This window comes from Micromonospora echinofusca (genome assembly GCF_900091445.1).
In the GTDB taxonomy this organism is placed as follows: Bacteria; Actinomycetota; Actinomycetes; order Mycobacteriales; family Micromonosporaceae; genus Micromonospora; species Micromonospora echinofusca.
On the sequence record NZ_LT607733.1, the window covers coordinates 5,131,691 to 5,152,792 of the forward strand.

The following is a 21,102-nucleotide window of genomic DNA, read 5'->3' on the forward strand; positions in this document are numbered from 1 at the left end:
ATCACGATCGCGGGTCGGCGCGGGCCCGCGCGGTCAGGATTACCGGGTGAGCCTGCGCTTCGTCCTCGATCCCGAGCTGACCCCCGAGCTGCGCGAGCAGATCGTCGACCTCTGGGGCGACGTCACCAACGCCGGCGGCGCGGTCGGCTTCGTACCACCGGTCACCGCCGCCGACGTCCGGCACACGGCGGAGCCCACCTTCGCCGACATCGTCGACGGCCCGGACCGCCTGCTCACCGGGTACGCGGGTGAGCGACCCGTCGCCGCGCTGATCTTCTGCGACAACCGGTTCGACCTCAAGGCACACTGGTGCGTGCTGAAGCGGGTGATGGTCCACCCCGACACCCAGGGCCACGGGTACGGTGCCGCGCTGATGCGCGAGGCCGAGCGCCTCGGCCGCACGATGGGCTGGGAGGCGCTGCACGTGACCGTCCGGGACGGGCTGGGGCTGGACCGGTTCTACCGGCGCCTCGGTTACCGGGAGATCGGCCGGCTGCCCGGCGCGCTGCGGGTCGCTCCCGGCGACGACCGCGACGAGATCCTCATGTGGCTGGACCTCACCGCCCCGGGGGCACCTGCCCGCTGAGCGGAGCGCGTCCGCACCGCAGCCCCGGACCGGTGCGCCCCGCCCCGGCGGTCAGCCCACCAGCAGCTCGTCGCCGAGCGCGATGCTGCCCGTTTCCTCCGGAACCAGGTGCAGTCCGAAGAGGAGCTTCCGGTTGACGTTGCGGTGGCGGCCCAGGGTGCGCAGTGGTTCCTTCCCGCGTACGCCCGTCTCCTGGTCGGTGGTCGTGACCACGCAGCGGTCGCACGGCCCGGCGGCGCGGAAGCGGACGCCGCCGATGCGCAGCGGGCGGCCGGCCCAGTCGTCCTCGGCCCAGGCCGACGCACCCTCCACCACCAGGTTGGGGCGGAACCGCGCCATCGGCACGGGCTCCTCGCCGGCCTCGGCGAGCCAGCCGTTGAGCGCGTCGAGCGAGGCGGCGGTGGCCAGCAGCAGCGGATAGGCGTCGGCGAAGCTGACCTGGTCGCCGGTGTCGTGCTCCCGGCCCCCCGGCGGGATGTGCCGGGTCGGTCGGGCGAGCCAGACCAGCCGGGCGGCGCGGCCCAGGACCTGACCGACCCAGGCGTCGGCCGCCGGCCCGGCGGGGAGCGCGGGCACCGGCAGCTTCCGGTTGCGGAACGTCCGCACCGCGACCGGCTCGCCGCCCGTCGGCTCGGGCACGTCCAGCTCGGGATGCCCCTCGGCGCGCAGCAGCAGCCCGCCGCCGTGCGGCGTGGCGTGCAGGGCGACCAGACGCACGGTCTCCCGCTGGGTGACGCCGACGCCCCCGGCGTCGACGATCATCCAGCGCCGGTCGCCGGCCAGGCCCCACGGCTCGACCGGCGCGACGTCGTGGTCGAGCCGGTGGCAGCCCTTGACGGGGTACGTGTGGATGGCGCTCAACCGCATGCGCCCACCCTGCCACGGCCCGCGGCCGACCGTTGCCCCGGAGAGTGCTGGGCTGCCCACCCGGACGTCCGCGCCGGGTCTGAGGGGGCGCCTCACCAGGCGACGCCGATGCCGTCTCCCGGATACCAGTGGTTGGCGGGGGTCTCCCGGTAGGCGAGGAACCGCCGGCCGGTGCGCTCGGCGTGCTCGGCGAGGACGTTGGTGGCGGTGACGTTGTCGGTGAGCAGGAACGCCCCCGGCGCCAGCCTGCTCTCGACCGCCTCGAACTCGCGCTTCTCGTGGGCCCGGCTGTGATCGCTGTCGTGCAGGAAGAGGTCGACCGGCCGGTCGAGCGCGGCGATGGAGGCGATGGAGTCGCCGATGACCAGGTCGACCACCTCCGACCAGGGCGCGGTACGGGCGAGGTAGCCGGCCTCGGGGTTGATGTCCAACGAGGTGACCCGGCCGGGGTGGCCGTCGGCGACGTTACGCAGCAGCGCGGCGGCGAGCACGCAGCTGCCGAGCCCCTTGTCGACACCGGTCTCGACCACGTGCGTCGGCTTCGTGGCGCGCACGATGGCGTACCAGCCGATGCGGCGGGCGTAGCGGACCTGCCTGTCGGCCAGACCCCGGCGGGCGGCGCCGGCGGTGGCGGACTCGATGTGCCGGCGCAGCACGTCGTCCGACTCGATCTCGGCGAAGTACGCCCGGACCTGCTTGACGGGCACGTCGCAGACCACGCTGACGAACCAGGCGAGGTGGTGGCGGCTCAGTTTGGTCAGCTCGTACGTGTAGTTGTGATGCTCCCGCGAGGTGACCAGCCAGCGGGCCGACGTGCGCAGCACCTTGGCGTCGTGGCGGGCGACGCGGGCCAGGCGCTTGGGGAAGGCCGCGACGGGGGCGAGGCGGGTGCGGGCGATGGCCCGTCGGAGCTTCGTTGCGTCCACGCAAGGGTTCTACCAGCCGGAAGCGAACAGGTGTAGGGGAAAGCTCCGTTGGCCCGGGTGAGGTGGACGGTGTGCGACGGAATGGGACGGGTCGGCACGGATGGGGGCCGTCACCAGCCGGATGAGGGTACGCGCACGTCCACGCGGATAAGTAGCATCGCCGCCATGCCAGTTCCACAACAGTTCGTCGAGCCGGACGCGGTCGCCGACCAGACCGAACGCCAGCCGGGCAAGCACGCGAAGCCTCGTCGCCGGTGGCGGCGCGTCGCCCTCGTCAGCCTGCTGGTGGTTGCGCTGCTCGGCGGCGGCGGCCTGATCGCCGGCGGGCTCTACCTGCGTTCCGTGGAGTCGGACATCGAACGCGTCGACGCCTTCGCGGACGTTCCCGAGCAGGGCCGCCCGCAGGCGGTGGCCAAGGGCGCGATGAACATCCTGATCCTGGGCAGCGACACCCGTGACCCGGAGAGCACGTCGGGCTCCCGCACGGACACGATCATCCTGGCCCACCTGCCGAAGGACCGGTCGAGCGCCCAGCTGATCTCGATCCCCCGGGACACCTGGGTAGCCGTGCCCCGGTCGAAGGACGGCAGCCAGGGCGGCCGCGACGCGAAGATCAACGCCGCGTACGCGTGGGGTGGCGTGCCGTTGATGGTGCAGACCGTCGAGAAGTTCACGAGCGTGCGGATCGACCACGTCATGATGGTCGACTTCGCCGGCTTCAAGGAGATCATCGACGCCCTGGGCGGCATCGACATCGACGCGGAGAAGTCCTTCACCTCGATCCACCCTCCGTTCCGCACCTTCCGGCAGGGGGTGCAGCGGATGGACGGTGAGACGGCGCTCGACTACTCACGCCAGCGCAAGCAGTTCCCGGACGGGGACTTCGCCCGCATCCGGCACCAGCAGCAGGTCATCAAGGCGATCCTGGACCGCGCCGTGTCCGGGGGCATCGTCACGAACCCGGGAAAGCTGAACTCCTTCGTCAAGGCGACGTCGAACGCGGTGTCGGTGGACGAGAAGATGTCCCTGTTGAGCATGGCGACCGACCTGCGTGGACTGCGCGGCGACAACCTGCGCTTCATCACCAGCCCGACGAAGGGCACCGGTCGGGTGGGTAGCGAGAGCGTGGTGTTCGCGAACACCGAGAAGGCCAAGTCCTTCTACGACGCGGTACGACGCGACGCCGTAGCGGAGATCGTCAACGCCGGAAAGTAGGAGGTCGTACTGCCGTCCCGGCTCTGGTGACACGCGCGAACCGGTCGTATCCTTCGTTCGCCTCGAAGCTGCCGCGCGCCGCCGGGGCAGTCAACGGGGAAGGACCGACCATGTCCAGGCAACAGGCGATGGGCCACCACGCCACCACACCGCAGCGCGACGACATGGCGGCGCAGGGCATGAGGGCGGAGGTGCGCGGCGGGGTCGACGCCGGAGGCGGCGCCACCGGAACGCTGCCCACCTCCACGCCGCCGGCAGGCGGTCGGGCGAGCGACGCCCCGCCCCGCCCCGGCCTCGACGTGACGGCGGTGCTGCCGTACGCGAGTTCCCGCGCCTCCACGCGCACCCGGGGGCTGCGGGCCTGGATGATGACTGCGCCCGTCGACGTGGCCGCCCTGCTGGCGCCCCTGCTGATCAGCCTCCAGTACTGGCGCGGGACGCTGGCCATGGCCGGCCTGACGGTGGCCATCTTCGCGGCGGGCGGGCTCTACCGGGCCCGTCGCCACGTGAGCATCCTCGACGAGCTGCCGAGCCTCTGCGGGCGGCTGCTCGCGTCCGCGGCCGTGATCACCATCATCGCGGCGCTGCGTCACGACTCCGCGGAGTACGTGGGCGGGTTCGCCCGCGGGGTGGTCATCGCGGCCGGGCTGGTCATCGTCGGTCGTGTCTTCTCGCGGGAGTTCGCCACCATCGCGCGCAAGCGTCGGTGGGTGGAGCACAACGCCATCATCATCGGCAGCGGGCCGATCGCCGTGGAGCTCGCCCGGCTGCTGCGCCGCTATCCCCAGTACGGGCTGCGCTTCGTCGGCTGCGTCGACTCCACGCCTCCGCAGGTGTCGGCGGCGCTCCCCCTGATCGGCACCCTGGACCAGCTGGAGCCGCTCGTCCGGATGGTCGAGTGCGACGTGCTCCTCATCGCGGACCCGAGCTGCCCGGAGCTGACCCTGATGGAGGTCCTCCGCCAGCCGCGAAGCGCGAGCTGCGACCTGTGGGCCGTGCCCCGACTCTGGGGCTCCCGCTCGCACGGCGACCACATCGGCGCGATCCCGATCGTCAAGGTCGGCGACATCACCCTGTCCGGGCCCCGCTGGGCGCTCAAGCGCGCGTCGGACATCCTCTTCTCCGCCACCGCGTTGCTCCTGCTGAGCCCCGTCCTCCTGCTCTGTGCCGTCGCGACGCTCCTCGACGGCGGCCCGGGCATCTTCTTCTACCAGGAACGGATCGGCCGCCACGGCAAGCCGTTCCACATCATCAAGTTCCGCTCGATGCGTCCCGTCGACGAGCACGAGTCGCAGACGAACTGGTCGATCGCGCACGACCAGCGGGTCGGGCCGATCGGCCGCTTCATGCGCCGCACGTCGCTCGACGAGCTGCCGCAGCTCTGGAACATCCTGCGGGGCGACATGAGCGTGGTCGGGCCGCGCCCCGAGCGGCCGTACTTCGTCGAGAAGTTCTCCGCCGAGTACCCCAACTACGCCATGCGCCACCGGGTCGCGGTGGGGCTCACCGGGCTGGCACAGGTCAGTGGCCTGCGCGGCGACACGCCGATCTCCGACCGGGCGCGCTTCGACAACTACTACATCGAGAACTGGTCGCTGTGGCTCGACGCCAAGGTGCTCATCCGGACGGTGGCGGAGGTGTTCCGCGCCGGGGGTCGTTGACAGGCTCGGCCGACGCCAGCCGCGACCGGCCGCGTCGCCGCTGGTCGCTGCCTCGGTCGAAAGCCTCTAGTGGACGGTGTCCAGCGCCTGGGTGAGGGCCGAGTGCCAGTCCGCCAGGGGCCGCAGGCCTGCCGCCGCCCAGCGGTTGTGGGCCAGAACGCTGTACGCGGGACGGGGAGCCGGGCGCAGGTAGCGGTCGCTGGTGGTCGGTCGGATGCGGTCGGCGTCGAGGCCGCGGAGGGTGAACACGGCGCGGGCGAGGCCGTACCAGGTGGTCTGGCCCGATGCGGTGCCGTGGTAGACGCCGGGGGCTGCGCGGCCGGCGAGCACCGCGTCGGCCAACGCGACGAGCTGCTCGGCCAGCGCGTACGACCAGGTCGGCTGCCCCCGCTGGTCGTCGACCACGTCGAGGTGCTCTCGCTGCTCGGCCAGCCGCAGCATGGTCGCGACGAAGTTCGGTCCGTGTTCGCCGTAGAGCCAGGCGGTGCGCACGATGTAACCGGCGTCGGGGAGGAGTCGGCTGACGGCGAGCTCCCCGACGAGCTTGCTGCGCCCGTACGCGTTGACCGGGGACGTGGCGGCGTCCTCCGCATACGGTTCGGTGGCGTCGCCGGGGAAGACGTAGTCGGTGGACAGGTGGATCATCCGCGCGCCGGTTGCGGCACAGGCTGCGGCGAGGTGGGCGACGGCGTGGCCGTTGACGGCGGTGGCGGCTTCCTCCTGCGCCTCGGCCCCGTCCACGTCGGTCCACCCGGCGGTGTTGATCACCACGTCGTGTCCGGCGACGGCGGCTCGTACCGCCTGCGGGTCGGTGATGTCGAGCTCGGCGCGGGTGGTGGCCCTGACGGAGAGGTCACCTCGGGAGCGCAGGACGGCGACCAGGTCCCTGCCCAGCATGCCGCCAGCGCCGGCGACCAGCAGCCGGCTCACGGGGCGATCAGCGGCTTGGTGCCCGCCTTCAGCGGCTCCCACCAGGCCCGGTTGTCCCGGTACCACTGCACGGTCTGCGCCAGGCCGCGCTCCAGGTCGATGCTCGGGGCGTACCCGAGCTCGGAGCTGACCTTGCTGATGTCCAGGGAGTAGCGGCGGTCGTGGCCCTTGCGGTCGGCGACGGGCACGACCTGGTCCCAGCTGGCGCCGCAGGCCTCGATCAGCCGGCCGGTGAGTTCGAGGTTGGTGAGTTCGGTGCCGCCGCCGATGTGGTAGACCTCGCCGGCGCGGCCCTTCTCCTGGACCAGTGCGATGCCCCGGCAGTGGTCGTGCACGTGCAGCCAGTCCCGGATGTTGCCGCCGTCGCCGTAGAGCGGCACGGTGCCGCCGTCGAGCAGGTTGGTGACGAACAGCGGGACGACCTTCTCGGGGAACTGGTACGGCCCGTAGTTGTTGGAGCAGCGGGTGACCACGACGTCCATGCCGTGGGTGCGGTGGTAGGCCAGCGCCAGCAGATCGGAGCCGGCCTTGGAGGCCGAGTACGGCGAGTTCGGCGCCAGCGGCCAGTCCTCGGTCCAGGAGCCCTCCGCGATGGACCCGTACACCTCGTCGGTGGAGACGTGCACGAACCGGGAGGTGCCGTGCCGCAGCGCGGCGTCGAGCAGGTTCTGGGTGCCGAGCACGTTCGTGGTGACGAACGGGGCGGCGCCGTCGATCGACCGGTCGACATGGGATTCCGCGGCGAAGTGCACGATCACGTCGTGGCCGGGAACGACCTCGTCGACCACGGCGGGGTCGCAGATGTCCCGCTGCACGAACCGCAGCCGGGGATCCTCGGCCACCGGTGCGAGGTTGGCGAGGTTGCCCGAATACGTCAGCACGTCGAGCACGGTCACCGCCGTGGGTGCGACGGCCGGCACCCTCGCGGCGTCACCGCCGGGCGCGCCCAGCAGCATCCGAACGTACTCCGACCCGATGAAGCCGGCACCGCCGGTGACGAGGATCCTCACGGGTCGGAGAGTGTACGCGAAACCCCAGGACAACAGGGGCAGCGAGCCCATTCTCAGGTGCCCGCCGGTGCGGGTAGTCTCCCCCGGTGCGCGGAATCCTTCTCGCCGGTGGCACCGGGTCCCGGTTGTGGCCGATCACCCGTGCCGTGTCGAAGCAGCTGATGCCGGTGTTCGACAAGCCGATGGTGTACTACCCGCTCTCCACCCTGATCATGGCGGAGGTGCGGGAGATCCTGATCATCACGACGCCGGAGGACCAGTCCCAGTTCCAGCGGCTGCTCGGTGACGGCAGCCAGTGGGGCCTGCGGTTGGAGTACCGCACGCAGGCCCGCCCGGAGGGCATCGCGCAGGCGTTCCTCCTGGGCGCGGACTTCATCGGCGACGAGTCGGTGGCTCTCATCCTCGGCGACAACATCTTCCACGGCGTCGGCCTGGGCCGGCAGCTCCCCGGCCACGGCGACCTGGTCGGTGGACGGATCTTCGCCTACCCGGTGGCCAACCCCGGGGAGTACGGGGTGGTCGACTTCGACCCGGCCGGGCGCGTGCTGTCGATCGAGGAGAAACCCGCCCACCCCAGGTCCCGCTACGCCGTGCCCGGCCTCTACTTCTACGACAACCGCGTGGTGGACATCGCCGGCAAGCTGACCCCCAGCGCCCGTGGCGAACTGGAGATCACGGCGGTCAACGAGACCTACCGCGAATGGGGCGAGTTGTCGGTGACGGTGCTGGACCGGGGCACCGCCTGGCTCGACACCGGCACCTTCACCTCGATGATGCAGGCCGCCGAGTTCGTACGGGTCATCGAGGAACGCCAGGGCCTGAAGATCGGATGCGTCGAGGAGGTCGCCTGGCGGGCCGGCCTGATCGACGACCAGCAACTCCGCACGCTCGCCCAGTCCCTGAGCAAGAGCGGATACGGCGACTACCTGCTCGGCCTGCTCGCCGAACGCCAGCCCGGAGACACCCACCGATGAAGATACGACCGCTGAGCATCGACGGGGCTTGGGAGATCAACCCGCAGCAGCACGGCGACCCACGCGGGCTGTTCATGGAGTGGTACCGCTTCGACCAGCTCGCTGCCGCGGTCGGGCATCCGCTCCGACTCGCCCAGGGCAACCTCTCGGTCTCCGCCCGCGGCGTGGTCCGCGGCATCCACTTCGCCGACGTCCCACCCGGCCAGGCCAAGTACGTGACCTGCGTACGCGGTGCCGTCATCGACGTAGTCGTGGACATCCGCGTGGGCTCGCCGACCTTCGCGCAGTGGGAGGCGGTCCGCCTCGACGACGTCGACCGGCGCGCCGTCTACATCGGCGAGGGGCTGGGCCACGGCTTCTGCGCCCTCACCGACGACGCCACCCTGAGCTACCTCTGCTCCACCACGTACAACCCCACCGCGGAGCACACCGTGCATCCCCTCGACCCCGAACTGGCGATCGACTGGCCGGCGGGGTCACCGCAGTTGTCGGGCCGGGACGCAGCCGCGCCGAGCCTGGCCGAGGCGCTGGAATCGGGACTGCTGCCGGACTACCGGACCTGCCGCGCGTTCACCGCCAGCCAGCGGGTGGGAGCTGACCCCGCCTACGGCGGACGATAGCCGCTTCCGCCTCACGGTGACCGGCGTCCCGGGCGGGTGGGCCAGCGTGCGGCGTTGCGCCCGCGGCGGGACCGGTGCTCGTCGCCGCGCGCCCGGCAGGGCGCTCACCAGGGGCCAGGTCTCAGTCGCGCGGGAGGAACGGCAGCATCTTCGGCTCGTACCCGCCGAGATAGCGTGCCGGGTCCGCATCCAACACCGAGGCCAGCAGCGTGCCGAAGACGTCTCGGAAGTCCGTCGTCGCCTTGAGGTCGCCGTCGTCCAGGTCGGTCAGGCTCGGCTGCTCCCCGTAGAGTCCGCCCGCGACCTGAGGACCCAGAACGAAGACGGGCCCGGCGGTTCCGTGGTCAGTGCCGTCGGAGGCGTTCGCACGAACCCGCCGACCAAACTCGCTGTAGACGACCACGGACACCCGCTTACCGGCCTCGGTCTGCGCCAGCCGGCCCACGAAGCTGGTCAGCGCCTGGTCGAGCTGACGCAACAGCAGCTCGTGGCCGGGCCTCTCCGCCGCGTGCGTGTCGAATCCACCGAGGCTCACCGAATACACACGGGTGGGGACCCCGGCTTCGACGCATTGAGCCACCCGGGAGAGCTGTTCGGAAAGGAGGTTCGCCCCGCCCGTGCCCGTTGCCGCGATGTCCGGTTCGGCGGGGACGTCCGCCCGGGCGTCCACCGCTTCGGCATCCCGGATGAGCTGGTCGATCTTGATGAGGTTCGCATAGGCGTCCGCAGCCCGTGCCTGCATCTCGGATTCGTTCGGCTCCCGCCGCCCGAGCACCCCGATCATGTCGGTGGTGACCCCGGGCGGCAACTTGAGCCCACCGATACTCACACAGGCTCCGGTGCGGGTCTCTCCCACGAGCAGGGGCGGGAGCATGGGCTCGAAGCTCACCGCGGCCTCTGGCGCGGCCTTGATGCCGTCCAACCATCGACCGACCCAGCCGGAGGTGGCCGGACCGCTCGGTGAGGCGGTCTGCCAGATGTCCATGGACCGGAAATGACTACGGTCCGGTTTGGGATACCCGGCCCCGAGAACGACAGCCAGGCGCTGCCCGCTCCACAGTCGACTCAAGCCCTTCATCACCGGATTGAACCCGAGCGAGTCGTCGATCCGAAGCACCCGATCAGGCTCGTAGGCCAGCTCTGGTCGGGCCGCGTGGTACGCCGGGTCCGCGTAGGGGACGACCGTGTTGAGCCCGTCGTTGCCGCCGTACAGCGTGACGACGACCAACTTGCGTGTCTTCCGGTTGTCTTCCCCGGCGGACGCGTCGCTCGCGGTCCGCAGGAGCTCCGCCAGGCCCAGACCCCCTACCCCGGCGGCGATGGCGCTGCCGCCGACGACGCCGGAGGCCAGGAGGAACCTGCGCCGGGTCAATGCGTCCATGTCACGTCACCAGGTATTCCGGGCTGGCCAACCCGAGGGTCAGCAGACGCTGCGGATCGGTGGTGCCCTTCAGGGCCGAGTACGTCCTGTTGGTCCACGTCTCGATGGCCAGGACGTGCGCCACGCCTTCCGGAGTCAGCCGCTGGGCCGGGACCAGCTGGGCGATCCGACCGGCGAGGTTCAGGCGGACCTGCGCCGCCCCGACCGTCAGCCACTCCGCTCCGGCGGCCCACCCCTCGACGCTCGGGGGTGCGAACGGCAGCTGCCCCAGGCGCTCCAGGGCGTTGAGGGCGTACGTCAGCATATCGTCGGACAGCCTCCCCGGCCGCAGACCCAACTGCCGCATCGCGCCGACGAACCACTCCGTCGGCTGCTTCACCAGCCTGCCGGCGCTGGCCTGGAATGCGTCGTCCTCGAAGAGCTTCCGCAGCATCGCCATCGAGTCCGGGAACGCGCGAACCATGTTGTCGCGGGTGGACATCGGGAGCAGGTCGGCCGACGAGGCGTACCGGAACCACAACCGCTCGGCGATGAACCCCGGGCAGGCCTCGTGGTTGAGCAGCAGATCCACCAGCGAGTGGGCGTCGAAGTCCTTCGTGACACCGAGGATGCTCTTCCTGCCGCCGTCGTGTGAGGCGGGACTGAAGTACGCGCGCCCGCTGTCGTAGTCGATCTTCCAGCCGGTCAGCGCGCGGCCCGCCTCCTTCACGTCCCGTTCGGTGTACCTGCCGATGCCGAGCATGAAGAGTTCCATCAACTCGCGGCCGAGATTCTCGTTGGGCGCGGTCCGCGTGTTGAGTTGCCCGTCGAGCCAGTAGATGAGCGCCGGGTCGGTGATCATCCGATGTGCCATCGTCGCGAAGTCGAGCGAGCTGCGCAGCGTCCTGTGCTGCTGGAGCATCAGTTGCGGACGGATCACCTTCCGGACCGAGGTCGCCCAGTGCCCGTGCCAGAAGAACCACAGCTTCTCGCGGGTCTGGTGGTCTGCGACAGTGAGGCGGTCCAGCCACCACTGGGTGATCCGCTTCGTCTGCTCCCGCCGCTTCTCATCGCCCTTGCTCCGCTGGCTGGGAGTGGGGTTCGACAACCCGGCGAAGGGATCCGGGCCGAGTCCCGGCACGGGGGCCTTCAGGGCACCCACGTCCGGCGCTGTCGGCGCTGTCAGGGCGGCGACCGTTGCCTCGTACCCTGCCTTCTTCGCGGCAGCCAGTTCGGCGGACGTGGGACCGAAGCCGGCGCGGCGAAGGAGCAACGAGGCGTCGGCCATGCAGCAAATGTATGCGAAGCCCGTGGTGCGGGCGGACCCCGGGGCCCGTCACCAGCCGGTCGCGCCCGGAGGGTCGCCGTGACGCGATGGGCCGCCGAGACGCGCATCGCACGTGTCTCGGCGGCCCACTGGATCCGTCGCGTCGGGACGGGCCCTAATTCGCTGATCAGCCGACCTTCAGGACCTCGTAGGTGAACATCGTCGAGGCGCCCGGATCGGCCACGGTCGGATCGAAGTTCGCGATCAGCGCCGAGTTGCCGTTGTTCGGTGCCTGCACCAGGTTGTAGTTGGTCTGGGACTGGAACAGCAGGTTGCCGTCACCCCAGTGGAAAAGCCAGAAGGACTGCGCCGTGCCGATCGCGGTGGCGTTGGCGATGAGCGGCTGGGTGCCGCCCGACGGCGCGCTGACGAAGCGCTTGTTGACGTGCGAGCGGAAGGCGACAGCGTCGCCGCCCATGTCGAGCATGTCGAACTTCTGCCAGTCGCTGGTCGCGGTGGTGGAGTTGGCGATCAGGGGGCTCCTGCCGGCCTCCGCCGCCGTCACGAACTTGCCGTTGACGGTTGCTCGCAGCACGACGACCGCAGCGGGTGAGGCCCAGATGAACTTCTCGGCCACACCGATGGTGGTGGCGTTGTTGATCAGTGGCAGGGAGCCACCGGACGGGGCGGTGACGTACTTTCCGTTGATCTTGGCGATCAGGCTGGTGGTGCCGTCGCCGTTCATGACGACCTGGAACCGCTGGGCGTCGGTGATGGTGCTGCTGTTGGCGTACAGCGCGGCGGTGCCGCCGGCGGTGGCGGTGACGTGCTTTCCGTTGGCCCAGGACGCGAGCGCGATGTAGCCGCTGCCGGCGTCGATCACGGTGAACTTCTCCGAGTCACCCATCTGGTTCATGGGCTGGGTGGGGGTCAGCGGCTGGGTGCCGCCGGCGCCGACCGAGACGTTCTTGCCGTTGGTCAGGGACCGCAGGCCGGTGACCTGCGGCACGGCGGTGGTGCCGATGCGCAGCATCACGTCGCTGGTGTTGTAGGCGGCGGTGTTCCGCACGACCCGCCGGGTGCCGCCGTAGACGATGACGTTACGCACCTGGGTGGGCGCCCAGGACGGGTTCGCCGACAGCAGCAGCGCGGCGGCGCCGGCGACGTGTGGGCTGGCCATCGAGGTGCCGCTGTACTTGCCGATCGCGGTGTCGCTGGTGATTACCGAGGACGGGATGTGGTGCCCCGGCGCGTGAATGTCCACGCACGGCCCGTAGTTGGAGAACGAGGCGCGGAAGTCGACCTCGTCCGTGGCGCCCACGGTGATCGCCGAGGCCGCGCGGGCCGGCGAGTACGAGCAGGCGTCGTCCTGGCTGTTGCCGGCGGCGACGGCGTAGGTGATCCCGGAGGCGATGGACGCCTCCACCGCGGCGTCGATCGCGGTGCTGCCCCCACCGCCGAGGCTCATGTTCGCCACCGCCGGCTTCACCGCGTTCGCCGTGACCCACTCGATACCGGCGATGACACCGGCCTGCGTGCCGTTGCCCTCGCAGTCGAGCACCCGCACGCCGACCAGCTTCACTTCCTTGGCCACACCGTAGTTGGTGCCGCCGATGGTGCCCGCGACGTGCGTGCCGTGCCCGTCGCAGTCGTTCGCGACCGGGTCGTTGTCGATGAAGTCGTAGCCGTTGCTGGCGCGCCCGCCGAACTCCTGGTGCGTGATCCGGATGCCGCTGTCGATGACGTAGGCGCGCACGTTGCTCGCCGTGTTCGGGTACGTGTACCGCTTGTTCATCGGCGCGAAGATCTGGTCCAGCCGGTCCAGACCCCACGACGGCGTGTCCAACTGGGTGTCGTTCTTCGACACCTTGCGGTTCTGCTCCACGTACGCCACCTCGGGGCTGGCCGCCAGCCGCTTGGCCTGCGCCTCGTTCATCCGCCCCGCGAAACCACGGATCGTGCGCGTGTACGTACGCGACACCGTGCCGCCGTACCGCTTGGTCAACGCGGTGGCGTTCGCACCGACCTGGGCCGGCGTGGCCTTGGCGTCCTTGAACACCACGATGTAACTGTCCTTGATGGCGCCCATGTCGGCGGCACCCAGGATCCCCGCAACCTTCTTGTCGTCCGGCGGAGCCGCGGACGCGGCACCCCCGCCGGACACGGTTGCCGCGGTCGCGACAGCGGCGAGCGCGAGCCCTGCCACGACCGACCGACAAGCTCGACGAACTTGATACACGCAAGACTCCCCGTGGGATGAACGTCCACCGTTGACAATGGACAGCGTTGCCCTTCGGCACAGACGCAGCCCATCTTCGTCGATCAACGTCATCGGCGGCTCAGCCGTTCGGACCAACTGGTGGCGAATGCCAAGGGGTGCGCCCCCGCCCCTATTACCAAGTGGCGGACGAAGACGACGGGTGATTACCACCGAGCTCGACTCAGAATGCGAGCAGCCTGCCTATTGCTCACGCAACCGGTACCGACAACTCACCTTGGCAGGTCGCCGATCGGTACCACGGTCGCGACAGGACGCTGCGCGCCAGCGGGCCTGGGCCCGCCGGCGCGCAGCGTCGTCATCCAGCGTCCGCTGGCTCGGCTCACCGGCCGGACGCGCCGTCCATCTGCGCACCGGTGGAAAGCGAGGCGTACGCCGCCTGCAACTGCAGGCGAACCGCCGCCGAGCTGTGGTGTGCCGCCACCCACTCCCGTCCGTTGGCGGCCAGTCGCGCGGCGGTCTCGGGGGCGGACAGCAGCCCACTGACCGCCGCGATCCAGCCAGCCCTGTCGTCGGCGACGCGGACGTGGACACCGTCCGCCACACCCGCGCGGTCGGCCACCATGCTGGTCGTCACGCTCGGCACTCCGGCCGACATCGCCTGGATGAGCTTCAGCTGGACGCCGGTACCCCGGAAGATCGGCGCGATGGCGACGGCGGCATCCGTGTAGTGGGGCTCGACCGCGGGCGCGTTGGCGTGCAGTTCGATGCCGTTTCCGACCAGTTCCTGCACCGCCTTGGGTGGGTCCGTGCCGACGATCCGGAGGCGGGCGTCCGGGACGGCGTCACGAATGCCCTGCCAGCACTCACGCGCGAACCACATCAGGCCGTTGACGTTCGCCTCGTAGCTGAGCCGACCGACGAACAGGACCGTCGGCGCGATCGGGCCCGCCTGCCGCTGGACGGAGAAGTCGCAGGGGCTCCTGACGAGGAAGGTGTTGGGCCGCTCCTGGCCAGGCAGGGACGGAGCGGAGAGCATCAGGGGAACCCCCATGCCGACCAACTTGTCCTCCCGGGCCCGCATCCGGGGTGCCTCCACGCGGCCCAACGCCCGCCAGGCGGGGCTGGGCCCGTGCGAGGCGAGTTGCTCGTAGTACTCGCTGCGGAACTCGTCCAGGTCGACGATGACCGGCGTCGAGCCACAGGCCTCGACCAGGTGGACGGTACGGAAGACGTTGAGGTGCACGACGTCCGGCTGGAAGTCGTCCAACTCCCGCCGCAGCGCGTCGGTGAGCGCCTTCGGGCTCGCGTACCCCGTCTGCAACGAGACCCCGGTGCCGAGTGCCCGCGCGGAGCGCAGCATGGAACCGACGCGTGGGTTGGGGACGAGGGTGCGCTCCTTGACCGGCAGGAGCTCCGCCAGCCGCGCCTCTTCCTCGTCGTGCACCAGTCCCAGGAAGCGGACGTCATGCTCGGCGGCGAGCATCTCCAGGATCACGAGGCTGCGCGGGCGGACCGATGCCGGGATCCACGGCGCCACAAACAGAATCTTCAAATCGGCAGCCTCCTCAGGGCGGACGCGAGGAGTCGCTGACCCCGCGTGCCATGCTTCGCGAAATAGACATACATGCCGGACCGGTACAGGGGGTTCTTGCCGACCGCACCGGTGCTGGTGCTCTCCTTGTGTTCGGCGACACTCGTCCCGACCGACGCGACACCCCAGCCACCGGCGCGCAATTGCGTGCACAGGTCGACGTCCTCGAAGTAGAGGAAGAAGCTGGGGTCGAACCCACCGATGGACCGGAACGCCTCACCTCGTACGAGCATGCAGAACCCGGACACCCAGGCGGTTTCGCGCACCTCGCCGGTCGGTTCGACATCGAGATACTCGAGCATCTGGAACTTCTTGCGCAAGGGCGTCGCCCGGGCCAGATACTGCTTCAGTCGCCTCGGCACGAGATGGTCGACCTTCAGCGCCGCCAGCCATTCCTTCGCGATGCTCGGCTCGGGCCCCGCCGAGATCCCGAAGCGCCCGTCCGGGTACCGCATCAGCGGCGCGACCACACCCAGCTTCGGGTCGGCCCGCAGGGCCTCCACGAGGTGCGCGAAGGACTCGGGGTTGATGTGGCAGTCGGGGTTGAGAAGGAAGTAGGCGTCAGCGCCGGGGAGGGTCTCCGCCGCGGCGTTGATCGCCTTGCCGAAGCCCACGTTCGGCAGCGAGACGACCGGATACCCGAAGGACTTCGCGACCTCGACGCTGTCGTCCGTCGAGGAGTTGTCCACGACCACGACGTGGTCCACCGGCAGGGCGCCCAGGCAGCCCAGGCTCTGGGGAAGCTCCCGGGCCGAGTTGTAGGAGACGATGATGGCTGCGATTTTCACTGTCGACTCGCAATCCCGTAGGCGTCGAGGTACGAGCGGACCGTGTCGTCCCAACGGAACGTCCGCTCGATGTGTGCGCGGGCACGCCGACCACGCTGTGCCGCGTCGTCGGGTGATTCGACTGCGGCCCGGACCGCCGCCGCGATCTCGTCGGCAGTCGACGCGGTGTACAACATCGAGGCGTCACCGCGTACCGACGCGGCCGGTCCTTCCGACGTGATGACGGGACAGCCGAGGGCCATGGCGTGTGCCACCTTCATCAGCACCCCGCCGCCCACGATCGACGGCACGACGACGGCGTGGGCGTCGAGCATCTCCGACCGGAGGTCGGGCACCGCACCCGTCACCACCACCCTGCTGTCGCTCTCGCCGAGGCCGACCACGTCGGCGGAGGGCTCCGCCCCGACGATCCTGAGTTCCGCTTGCGGCAGGCCCTGCCACACCAGGGGCATCACCTCACGCGCGAGGAACTGGGCGACGAGTGCGTTCGCGCGTCGCCACATCGCCCCGGCGAACACCAGTCGCGGTCGCTCCGTCGCTGGCGGCGGCGACCAGGACCGGTCGCCGACGTGGATTCCCGGCCGGGCGAGCACGGTGTTCGGGTTGCGTGCGGCAGCGACCGCGAAGTCGGCGTCGGACAGGGTGATGACGGCGTCCGCCTGGCGGATCGCGGCGCGTTCGAACCGTCGCGTCCGAAGCAGCTCGATGAGACGGTACGGCCGTTCCAGGCCGGACGACGCCCGGTAGGACTCCAGCATCACCTTCTCGGTGATGTCGTGCAGGCCCAGCACCGACGCGGGGCTGATCCCGACGACCTCGGCGGACTGCAGATACTCCGAGTGCACGACGTCAGGCCGGATCCGGCGGATGAGCTCGGCGGCCTCCCGGGTCGCTTCCCGCGGCCACGCCTGGCGGAGCCATGCCGGTTCCAGGCGGAGACGGTCCCGGTGGCTCGGACGAGCGGTGACCGTGGCGGGCAACAACGTGTACTTCAGGTCGTCCGGCTCCGTGGGCGCCGTGTGCTCCGGCGAGTAGACGAAGAGTTCGACCTGCTCAGCCAACCGCGGGGTGAGCTGCACGATCGTGTCGGCCGCAGCATGGTAGTGGTGCGCGTTGGGCGCGAACGGAGTGAGCAGGAGGACGCGCATCAGCCCAGCCGCTTCACGAGCGCCGTGACGAACCCTTGCGCGATGCGCCCCTGGGCCGCGACCCGCTGGGCGGCCTCCCGGAACTGCTCGGCGGACGCGGCAGCCGCGGTCGCCGTGCGGTAGAGCGTCTCGGCGTCGACGTCCGGTGGCACCAGGAACTCGCGGAGCCCAAGGTCGACGAAGGCGTCATGGACCTTCCGCTCGTACGCGATCGCCACCGTCGGAACGCCGATCGCCACGGCGAGGAGTGCGGCATGCAGGCGGGTGCCGAGGACGAGCTGGTTCGTCGCGAGCGACTGCAACCAGTCGCGGAGCGCTCCGACGAGAGGTCGGCTGCCGTCCAACGGGGTGGAGTCCAGGTCCAGCAGGTCGCGGAAGGCGCGCTCGTAGATGACGCGGTCGTCCTCGCCGTGGGCTCCTCGGCCGAAGGCCATCGGAAGGAAGGTGCCCGACCATCCCTCCTGGCGGAGCCGACCGGCGCATGCGGAGGTCGCCGCCAGCAGTGAGCCCTCGAGGTCGGGCGCGAGCGGTCGCATCGACAGCGCGAAGCGGCGGCCGGAATCGGCCCGGTCCAGATCGGGTAGCGGCAGGGTGTACGCCATGTCGCCGATGACCTCTGCGCCGGAGCCGAAGTGCGACGCGGTCCGCTCGTCGCGCACACCCACCGCGACACAGGATGCGCCGATGAGACGGAGCACCTGACGACCGAACGGCGTTCCGCCCTCGCGCACGCCGACGCCGACGGTGGCGACGGGCGTTCCCGCCAACTTGGCCATCGCGATGATCCGGGCGAACATCGGCAGGGTGCCGGGCCAGGACAGGTTGGGGGAACGCTCCTGGAAGACCGTTCCAGGGCCGAGCAGAAGCAGTTGACACGACTTGATCGCGCGCTGCACCGCGACCTGACGCTCGGAGGCACCACGAGCCCGCAGTACGGGCATGTGCTCCGTCTGCACGCCATGAAGTTCGGCGACCCGGTCCGGGTTGGGGCAGAAGACCACGAAGGACGCGTTCTCCTTGACCTCGCGGACGCAGGTGATGAGCGAGTGGAGGAGGATCTCGTCTCCGAGATTGTCCGATCCGAACCACCCGACTATTCCGACCCTCACATGTCCTCCGTCGTTGCGGCCCGCAGTTTGCCTGCGGCCCTCCGTTGTCCCACAAATCTGACGGTAGCCAGAGCAAGGATGACGCCCCCGAGAGTGGCGGACGCCGAGGCGGATCCCATCACGGTCAGCAGTCCGGCGAGCGCCCATGCCGCCGCCGCCACATGTCCGAACGAGATGAGGACCGGCCACACCAGTTCCCTGATCCGCAGGAACCACAGCAGCGACCCGGCCACGACAAGCTCGTTCAACACCATCGCGCAGGCGGCGCCGTAGGCGCCGTACCTGCCGTCGAGGGCAAGGTTGAATCCCACACTGCCGCAGATGCTCAGTACGAGCACCACCAACCGGCTGGCGGCACGGCCCCGGGCAAGCAGGATGGCGGACAGACCAAAGTTGGCGAATCGCAGGGCGAGGAACAGGGTGAGCACCATCGCGAGTTCCGGGATGTTCCCCGCCTGGTCACCGAACAGCACCACGGTCGCGATGGGAAGACCGATGAACATGACGCCGGCGGCGCCCTGACCCGCGAGCCCGAAGAACTGGAAGATCGTGAGCGGGTCGTTCGCCTGGGCGGTCCCGGAAGTCCCCTTCGGCGCGGCATAGGCGAGGGCGCCGAGGCCCATGGACGCCGCGACCTGGACCGCCGGTCCGATGATGGCCGCGGCCGAGACGTACTCTCCGACTTCCACGGCGGTGACGAAGAACGCGAGGATGAAGACGTCGCCGCGGAAGTAGAAGAGACCGAGCAGGTCGGAGGCGAAGTACGGCAGCGCCAGCCTGATGTGCTGGGCCGAGCGGACACCTCGGGAGGCGCGCAGCGACGGCAGGATCCGCACGACGAGAACCGCGGCCGTCGACCGGAGGACGGACGTCATGAGGAAGTAGACGGCAGCGTCACCGAGGGTGAGCCCGTCCATCAGCCACACGTCGATCGCGCACGCGCCGACGAGCAGGAGGCCGGTGGAGGTGTTCGTGAGCGGTTCGAGCCAGGCCGAACGCGTGCCTCGGATGAGGACCCACGCCGTCTCGTTCCACTGTTCGAAGAGGCTGGCGACGAAGACCAGGAAGAAGGCGAGCTGCGCTTCCGGGGGAAGGAGCACGCCGATCACCACGTACGCGACGGCGGCGGCCGCCATCAGCACGACGAAACGGCCGCCATGGATCCGGGCGACCACGGGCGGCGAGACCGAACCCGCGGCGGCCTCCCTCGTCAGGTAGGTCGGCAGACCGAGGGAGAGCGCGGCGGCGGCGAAGGACGCGGAAAGCGTGGCCATCCCGTAGAAGCCGACGGCCTCGACGCCGGCGCCCCTGGTCAGCAGCGCCATGACCACCAGGGTGGTGAACCGCGTGGCCAGGGTGGAGAGCCCCAGCAGGCCCGACACGACCGTCAGGGACGTGCGCCGCCCCGCCAGCGCCCTGGCCTCAGTCGCGACCATTGCCAGTCGCAACCGCCGAGAACCGCGTCCGGGCATGGAAGTAGCCCGCCACGAGCGCCAGCATCAGAAAGTAGGGTCCCTGCATCAGGCCCCAGCCCGTCATACCGACGAGGACGAGAGCCGGCAGAGCGCTGACCAGGACCCTGGGTGCCAGCTCCGAGGTCCGCGTACGAAAGACGGCGCGGATGGCCGCCGTCGCGGTCCCCACGAACGGCAGCCAGAGGAGCAGTGCGCCGACGATGCCCACCTCGGCGGCGCTCAGCAGCAACACGTTGTGTACGGGCACGCCGCTCGCGGTGAGCGGATCCGAGGCGCCGACGACGGCGACGTAGCTGTTGGGTCCCACCCCGGCCCACGGATGCGCGCGGATCGCGTCCGCCGCGACCGCAAGGAGGTGTTGCCGGGAGCCCCCACCGGGGTCCGTCATGAATCGCTCGATCAGCCACGGCAGCGACGCCACGCCGAGCACCCCGGTAAGGCCGACGACCACGAAGTACTTCTTCTGCCACCGCCCGGTCATCAGCTCGAGCAACATGAAGATGAGGATCATGGAGACCACGGCTGCGAGAACCGTGCGACTCTGGGTGAGGGAAACGCCGATGAGGACGACACCGAGCGTCGTCCAGGCCACCCATCGTTCCCGCACCGTCCGCTGCGGCAGCGTCAGCGCGCACAGGCCGCAGAAGAACAACAGCTTCGCCAGTTCGCCTGGATGACTCGTCAGGCCCGTGGCACGCCCGAGCACGTCGAGCGCCTGCTGGCCGGAGACGCGTCGCAGCGGAAAGCCGAGGACCGCGGCGGTGATCGCGAAGAGTTGGAGCCACGCCACGGCCGCGAAGGCCCAGAGCAGGACCGAGTGCCGCCGGTCCGCGCGCTCGGCCGTGGCCCCGACGGCGAACACGATCGCCGCCAGACAGAAGTGCAGCAGGCCGCTCACGGTACGCAGGGACGCGTCCCAGTGGAACGCGGCGAACAGGGCCAGCCACCCGAGGAACGGCACCCACAGCAGGAGGGCGCGGACGAATCGACGGCGCGTGTGCATCATGACCAGCACGAACGCCACAGCGATCGCGATGGTGTACGAGTAGAGCGTCGGCGTTCCCGTCGACACACCGGCGTAGATGACGACATCGGCGGGAGCGAGGGCGATCGGCACCAGTCCGAGTGTCGCCACCAGGAGCGCCAATGCGGCGACGATGCGCTGATCCGGGTCGGAGCGCAGCCCTGCGGCGATCGACCGGCCGGTCCGGATCAGCTGGACGACCACGCTCGGGGCCCGGTGGCGGCCCGGCCCACGGGCTCCGCCATTCTCGCCGCCCGGGCCGGCAGCCGGGTCTACGTGTGTCCGAACTGGCTCCCGACCGCCGCTGCGCCATGTCGCCGGGGCATGGCG

The 21,102-nt window shown here is 70.2% G+C and carries 18 protein-coding genes; 5 read left to right on the forward strand and 13 right to left on the reverse strand.

Features of this window, described 5'->3' with window-relative positions; genetic code table 11:
• The first annotated feature begins 46 nt into the window (after positions 1–46).
• Entirely contained in the window at positions 47–586 is a 540-nt protein-coding gene (locus GA0070610_RS21700; protein WP_089001749.1) for a GNAT family N-acetyltransferase, read from the forward strand.
• 51 nt (positions 587–637) lie between these two features.
• Here the strand turns inward: GA0070610_RS21700 and GA0070610_RS21705 are convergent, their stop codons facing one another.
• Both GA0070610_RS21705 and GA0070610_RS21710 read right to left on the reverse strand, forming a co-directional pair.
• Positions 638–1,453 carry an MOSC domain-containing protein gene (locus tag GA0070610_RS21705; RefSeq protein WP_089001750.1) on the reverse strand — a complete coding sequence of 272 codons (816 nt, stop codon included), beginning with the start codon at positions 1,451–1,453 and terminating at the stop codon, positions 638–640.
• A gap of 92 nt (positions 1,454–1,545) precedes the next feature.
• Positions 1,546–2,379: a class I SAM-dependent methyltransferase gene (locus GA0070610_RS21710; RefSeq protein WP_089001751.1), complete on the reverse strand. Its 834-nt coding sequence runs from the start codon at positions 2,377–2,379 to the stop codon at positions 1,546–1,548.
• A 165-nt stretch (positions 2,380–2,544) separates the two neighbouring features.
• On the opposite strand from GA0070610_RS21710, the gene GA0070610_RS21715 reads away from it, so the two are divergent.
• Together GA0070610_RS21715 and GA0070610_RS21720 are read left to right on the forward strand one after the other, a co-directional pair.
• Positions 2,545–3,594, forward strand: coding sequence for an LCP family protein (locus GA0070610_RS21715; protein WP_089001752.1), 1,050 nt, complete (start codon positions 2,545–2,547; stop codon positions 3,592–3,594).
• 110 nt (positions 3,595–3,704) lie between these two features.
• Positions 3,705–5,255 (forward strand): sugar transferase, encoded by a 1,551-nt coding sequence (locus GA0070610_RS21720; RefSeq protein WP_231925763.1) that lies wholly within the window; start codon positions 3,705–3,707, stop codon positions 5,253–5,255.
• 66 nt (positions 5,256–5,321) lie between these two features.
• Here GA0070610_RS21720 and rfbD read toward each other — a convergent pair whose 3' ends face one another.
• On the reverse strand, positions 5,322–6,185 hold the full coding sequence (gene rfbD / locus GA0070610_RS21725) for a dTDP-4-dehydrorhamnose reductase (RefSeq protein ID WP_089001753.1): 864 nt from the start codon (positions 6,183–6,185) through the stop codon (positions 5,322–5,324).
• Positions 6,182–7,195, reverse strand: coding sequence for a dTDP-glucose 4,6-dehydratase (rfbB, locus tag GA0070610_RS21730; RefSeq protein WP_089001754.1), 1,014 nt, complete (start codon positions 7,193–7,195; stop codon positions 6,182–6,184). The genes rfbD and rfbB overlap by 4 nt, the downstream gene beginning before the upstream one ends.
• 86 nt (positions 7,196–7,281) lie before the next feature.
• Between rfbB and rfbA the strand changes: the two genes are divergently transcribed.
• Positions 7,282–8,169 (forward strand): glucose-1-phosphate thymidylyltransferase RfbA, encoded by an 888-nt coding sequence (gene rfbA / locus GA0070610_RS21735; RefSeq protein WP_089001755.1) that lies wholly within the window; start codon positions 7,282–7,284, stop codon positions 8,167–8,169.
• Positions 8,166–8,789, forward strand: a complete 624-nt coding sequence (locus tag GA0070610_RS21740) for a dTDP-4-dehydrorhamnose 3,5-epimerase family protein (RefSeq protein ID WP_089001756.1) — start codon at positions 8,166–8,168, stop codon at positions 8,787–8,789. Before rfbA ends, GA0070610_RS21740 begins: the two co-directional genes overlap by 4 nt.
• Before the next feature lie 121 nt (positions 8,790–8,910).
• Here the strand turns inward: GA0070610_RS21740 and GA0070610_RS21745 are convergent, their stop codons facing one another.
• The 9 genes from GA0070610_RS21745 to GA0070610_RS21780 form a co-directional block, all read right to left on the reverse strand.
• Positions 8,911–10,170, reverse strand: coding sequence for a DUF1501 domain-containing protein (locus tag GA0070610_RS21745; RefSeq protein ID WP_089001757.1), 1,260 nt, complete (start codon positions 10,168–10,170; stop codon positions 8,911–8,913).
• A 1-nt stretch (position 10,171) separates the two neighbouring features.
• A complete protein-coding gene (locus GA0070610_RS21750; RefSeq protein WP_089001758.1) occupies positions 10,172–11,437 on the reverse strand; it encodes a DUF1800 domain-containing protein in 1,266 nt (421 codons plus the stop codon).
• A gap of 166 nt (positions 11,438–11,603) precedes the next feature.
• Positions 11,604–13,505 (reverse strand): S8 family serine peptidase, encoded by a 1,902-nt coding sequence (locus GA0070610_RS21755; RefSeq protein ID WP_197697762.1) that lies wholly within the window; start codon positions 13,503–13,505, stop codon positions 11,604–11,606.
• 511 nt (positions 13,506–14,016) lie between these two features.
• Positions 14,017–15,189 (reverse strand): glycosyltransferase family 4 protein, encoded by a 1,173-nt coding sequence (locus GA0070610_RS21760; protein WP_157747201.1) that lies wholly within the window; start codon positions 15,187–15,189, stop codon positions 14,017–14,019.
• Positions 15,186–16,016, reverse strand: coding sequence for a glycosyltransferase family 2 protein (locus GA0070610_RS21765; RefSeq protein WP_157747202.1), 831 nt, complete (start codon positions 16,014–16,016; stop codon positions 15,186–15,188). Before GA0070610_RS21765 ends, GA0070610_RS21760 begins: the two co-directional genes overlap by 4 nt.
• Positions 16,013–17,164, reverse strand: coding sequence for a glycosyltransferase (locus GA0070610_RS21770; protein WP_089001762.1), 1,152 nt, complete (start codon positions 17,162–17,164; stop codon positions 16,013–16,015). The genes GA0070610_RS21765 and GA0070610_RS21770 overlap by 4 nt, the downstream gene beginning before the upstream one ends.
• Positions 17,164–18,273 (reverse strand): polysaccharide pyruvyl transferase family protein, encoded by a 1,110-nt coding sequence (locus tag GA0070610_RS21775; RefSeq protein WP_157747203.1) that lies wholly within the window; start codon positions 18,271–18,273, stop codon positions 17,164–17,166. Before GA0070610_RS21775 ends, GA0070610_RS21770 begins: the two co-directional genes overlap by 1 nt.
• On the reverse strand, positions 18,270–19,709 hold the full coding sequence (locus tag GA0070610_RS30670) for a lipopolysaccharide biosynthesis protein (protein ID WP_157747204.1): 1,440 nt from the start codon (positions 19,707–19,709) through the stop codon (positions 18,270–18,272). Before GA0070610_RS30670 ends, GA0070610_RS21775 begins: the two co-directional genes overlap by 4 nt.
• Positions 19,696–20,976, reverse strand: coding sequence for an O-antigen ligase family protein (locus GA0070610_RS21780; RefSeq protein WP_089001764.1), 1,281 nt, complete (start codon positions 20,974–20,976; stop codon positions 19,696–19,698). The genes GA0070610_RS30670 and GA0070610_RS21780 overlap by 14 nt, the downstream gene beginning before the upstream one ends.
• Positions 20,977–21,102: the final 126 nt, after the last annotated feature.

What these genes read in the sequence shown, in the direction of transcription:
- GA0070610_RS21705 (WP_089001750.1), bottom strand. Translation starts at nt 1,453, where the DNA reads ATGCGGTTGAGCGCCATCCACACGTACCCCGTCAAGGGCTGCCACCGG.
- GA0070610_RS21715 (WP_089001752.1), top strand. Translation starts at nt 2,545, where the DNA reads ATGCCAGTTCCACAACAGTTCGTCGAGCCGGACGCGGTCGCCGACCAG.
- GA0070610_RS21720 (WP_231925763.1), top strand. Translation starts at nt 3,705, where the DNA reads ATGTCCAGGCAACAGGCGATGGGCCACCACGCCACCACACCGCAGCGC.
- GA0070610_RS21740 (WP_089001756.1), top strand. Translation starts at nt 8,166, where the DNA reads ATGAAGATACGACCGCTGAGCATCGACGGGGCTTGGGAGATCAACCCG.
- GA0070610_RS21745 (WP_089001757.1), bottom strand. Translation starts at nt 10,170, where the DNA reads ATGGACGCATTGACCCGGCGCAGGTTCCTCCTGGCCTCCGGCGTCGTC.
- GA0070610_RS21750 (WP_089001758.1), bottom strand. Translation starts at nt 11,437, where the DNA reads ATGGCCGACGCCTCGTTGCTCCTTCGCCGCGCCGGCTTCGGTCCCACG.
- GA0070610_RS21755 (WP_197697762.1), bottom strand. Translation starts at nt 13,505, where the DNA reads ATGGGCGCCATCAAGGACAGTTACATCGTGGTGTTCAAGGACGCCAAG.
- GA0070610_RS21770 (WP_089001762.1), bottom strand. Translation starts at nt 17,164, where the DNA reads ATGCGCGTCCTCCTGCTCACTCCGTTCGCGCCCAACGCGCACCACTAC.
- GA0070610_RS30670 (WP_157747204.1), bottom strand. Translation starts at nt 19,709, where the DNA reads ATGGTCGCGACTGAGGCCAGGGCGCTGGCGGGGCGGCGCACGTCCCTG.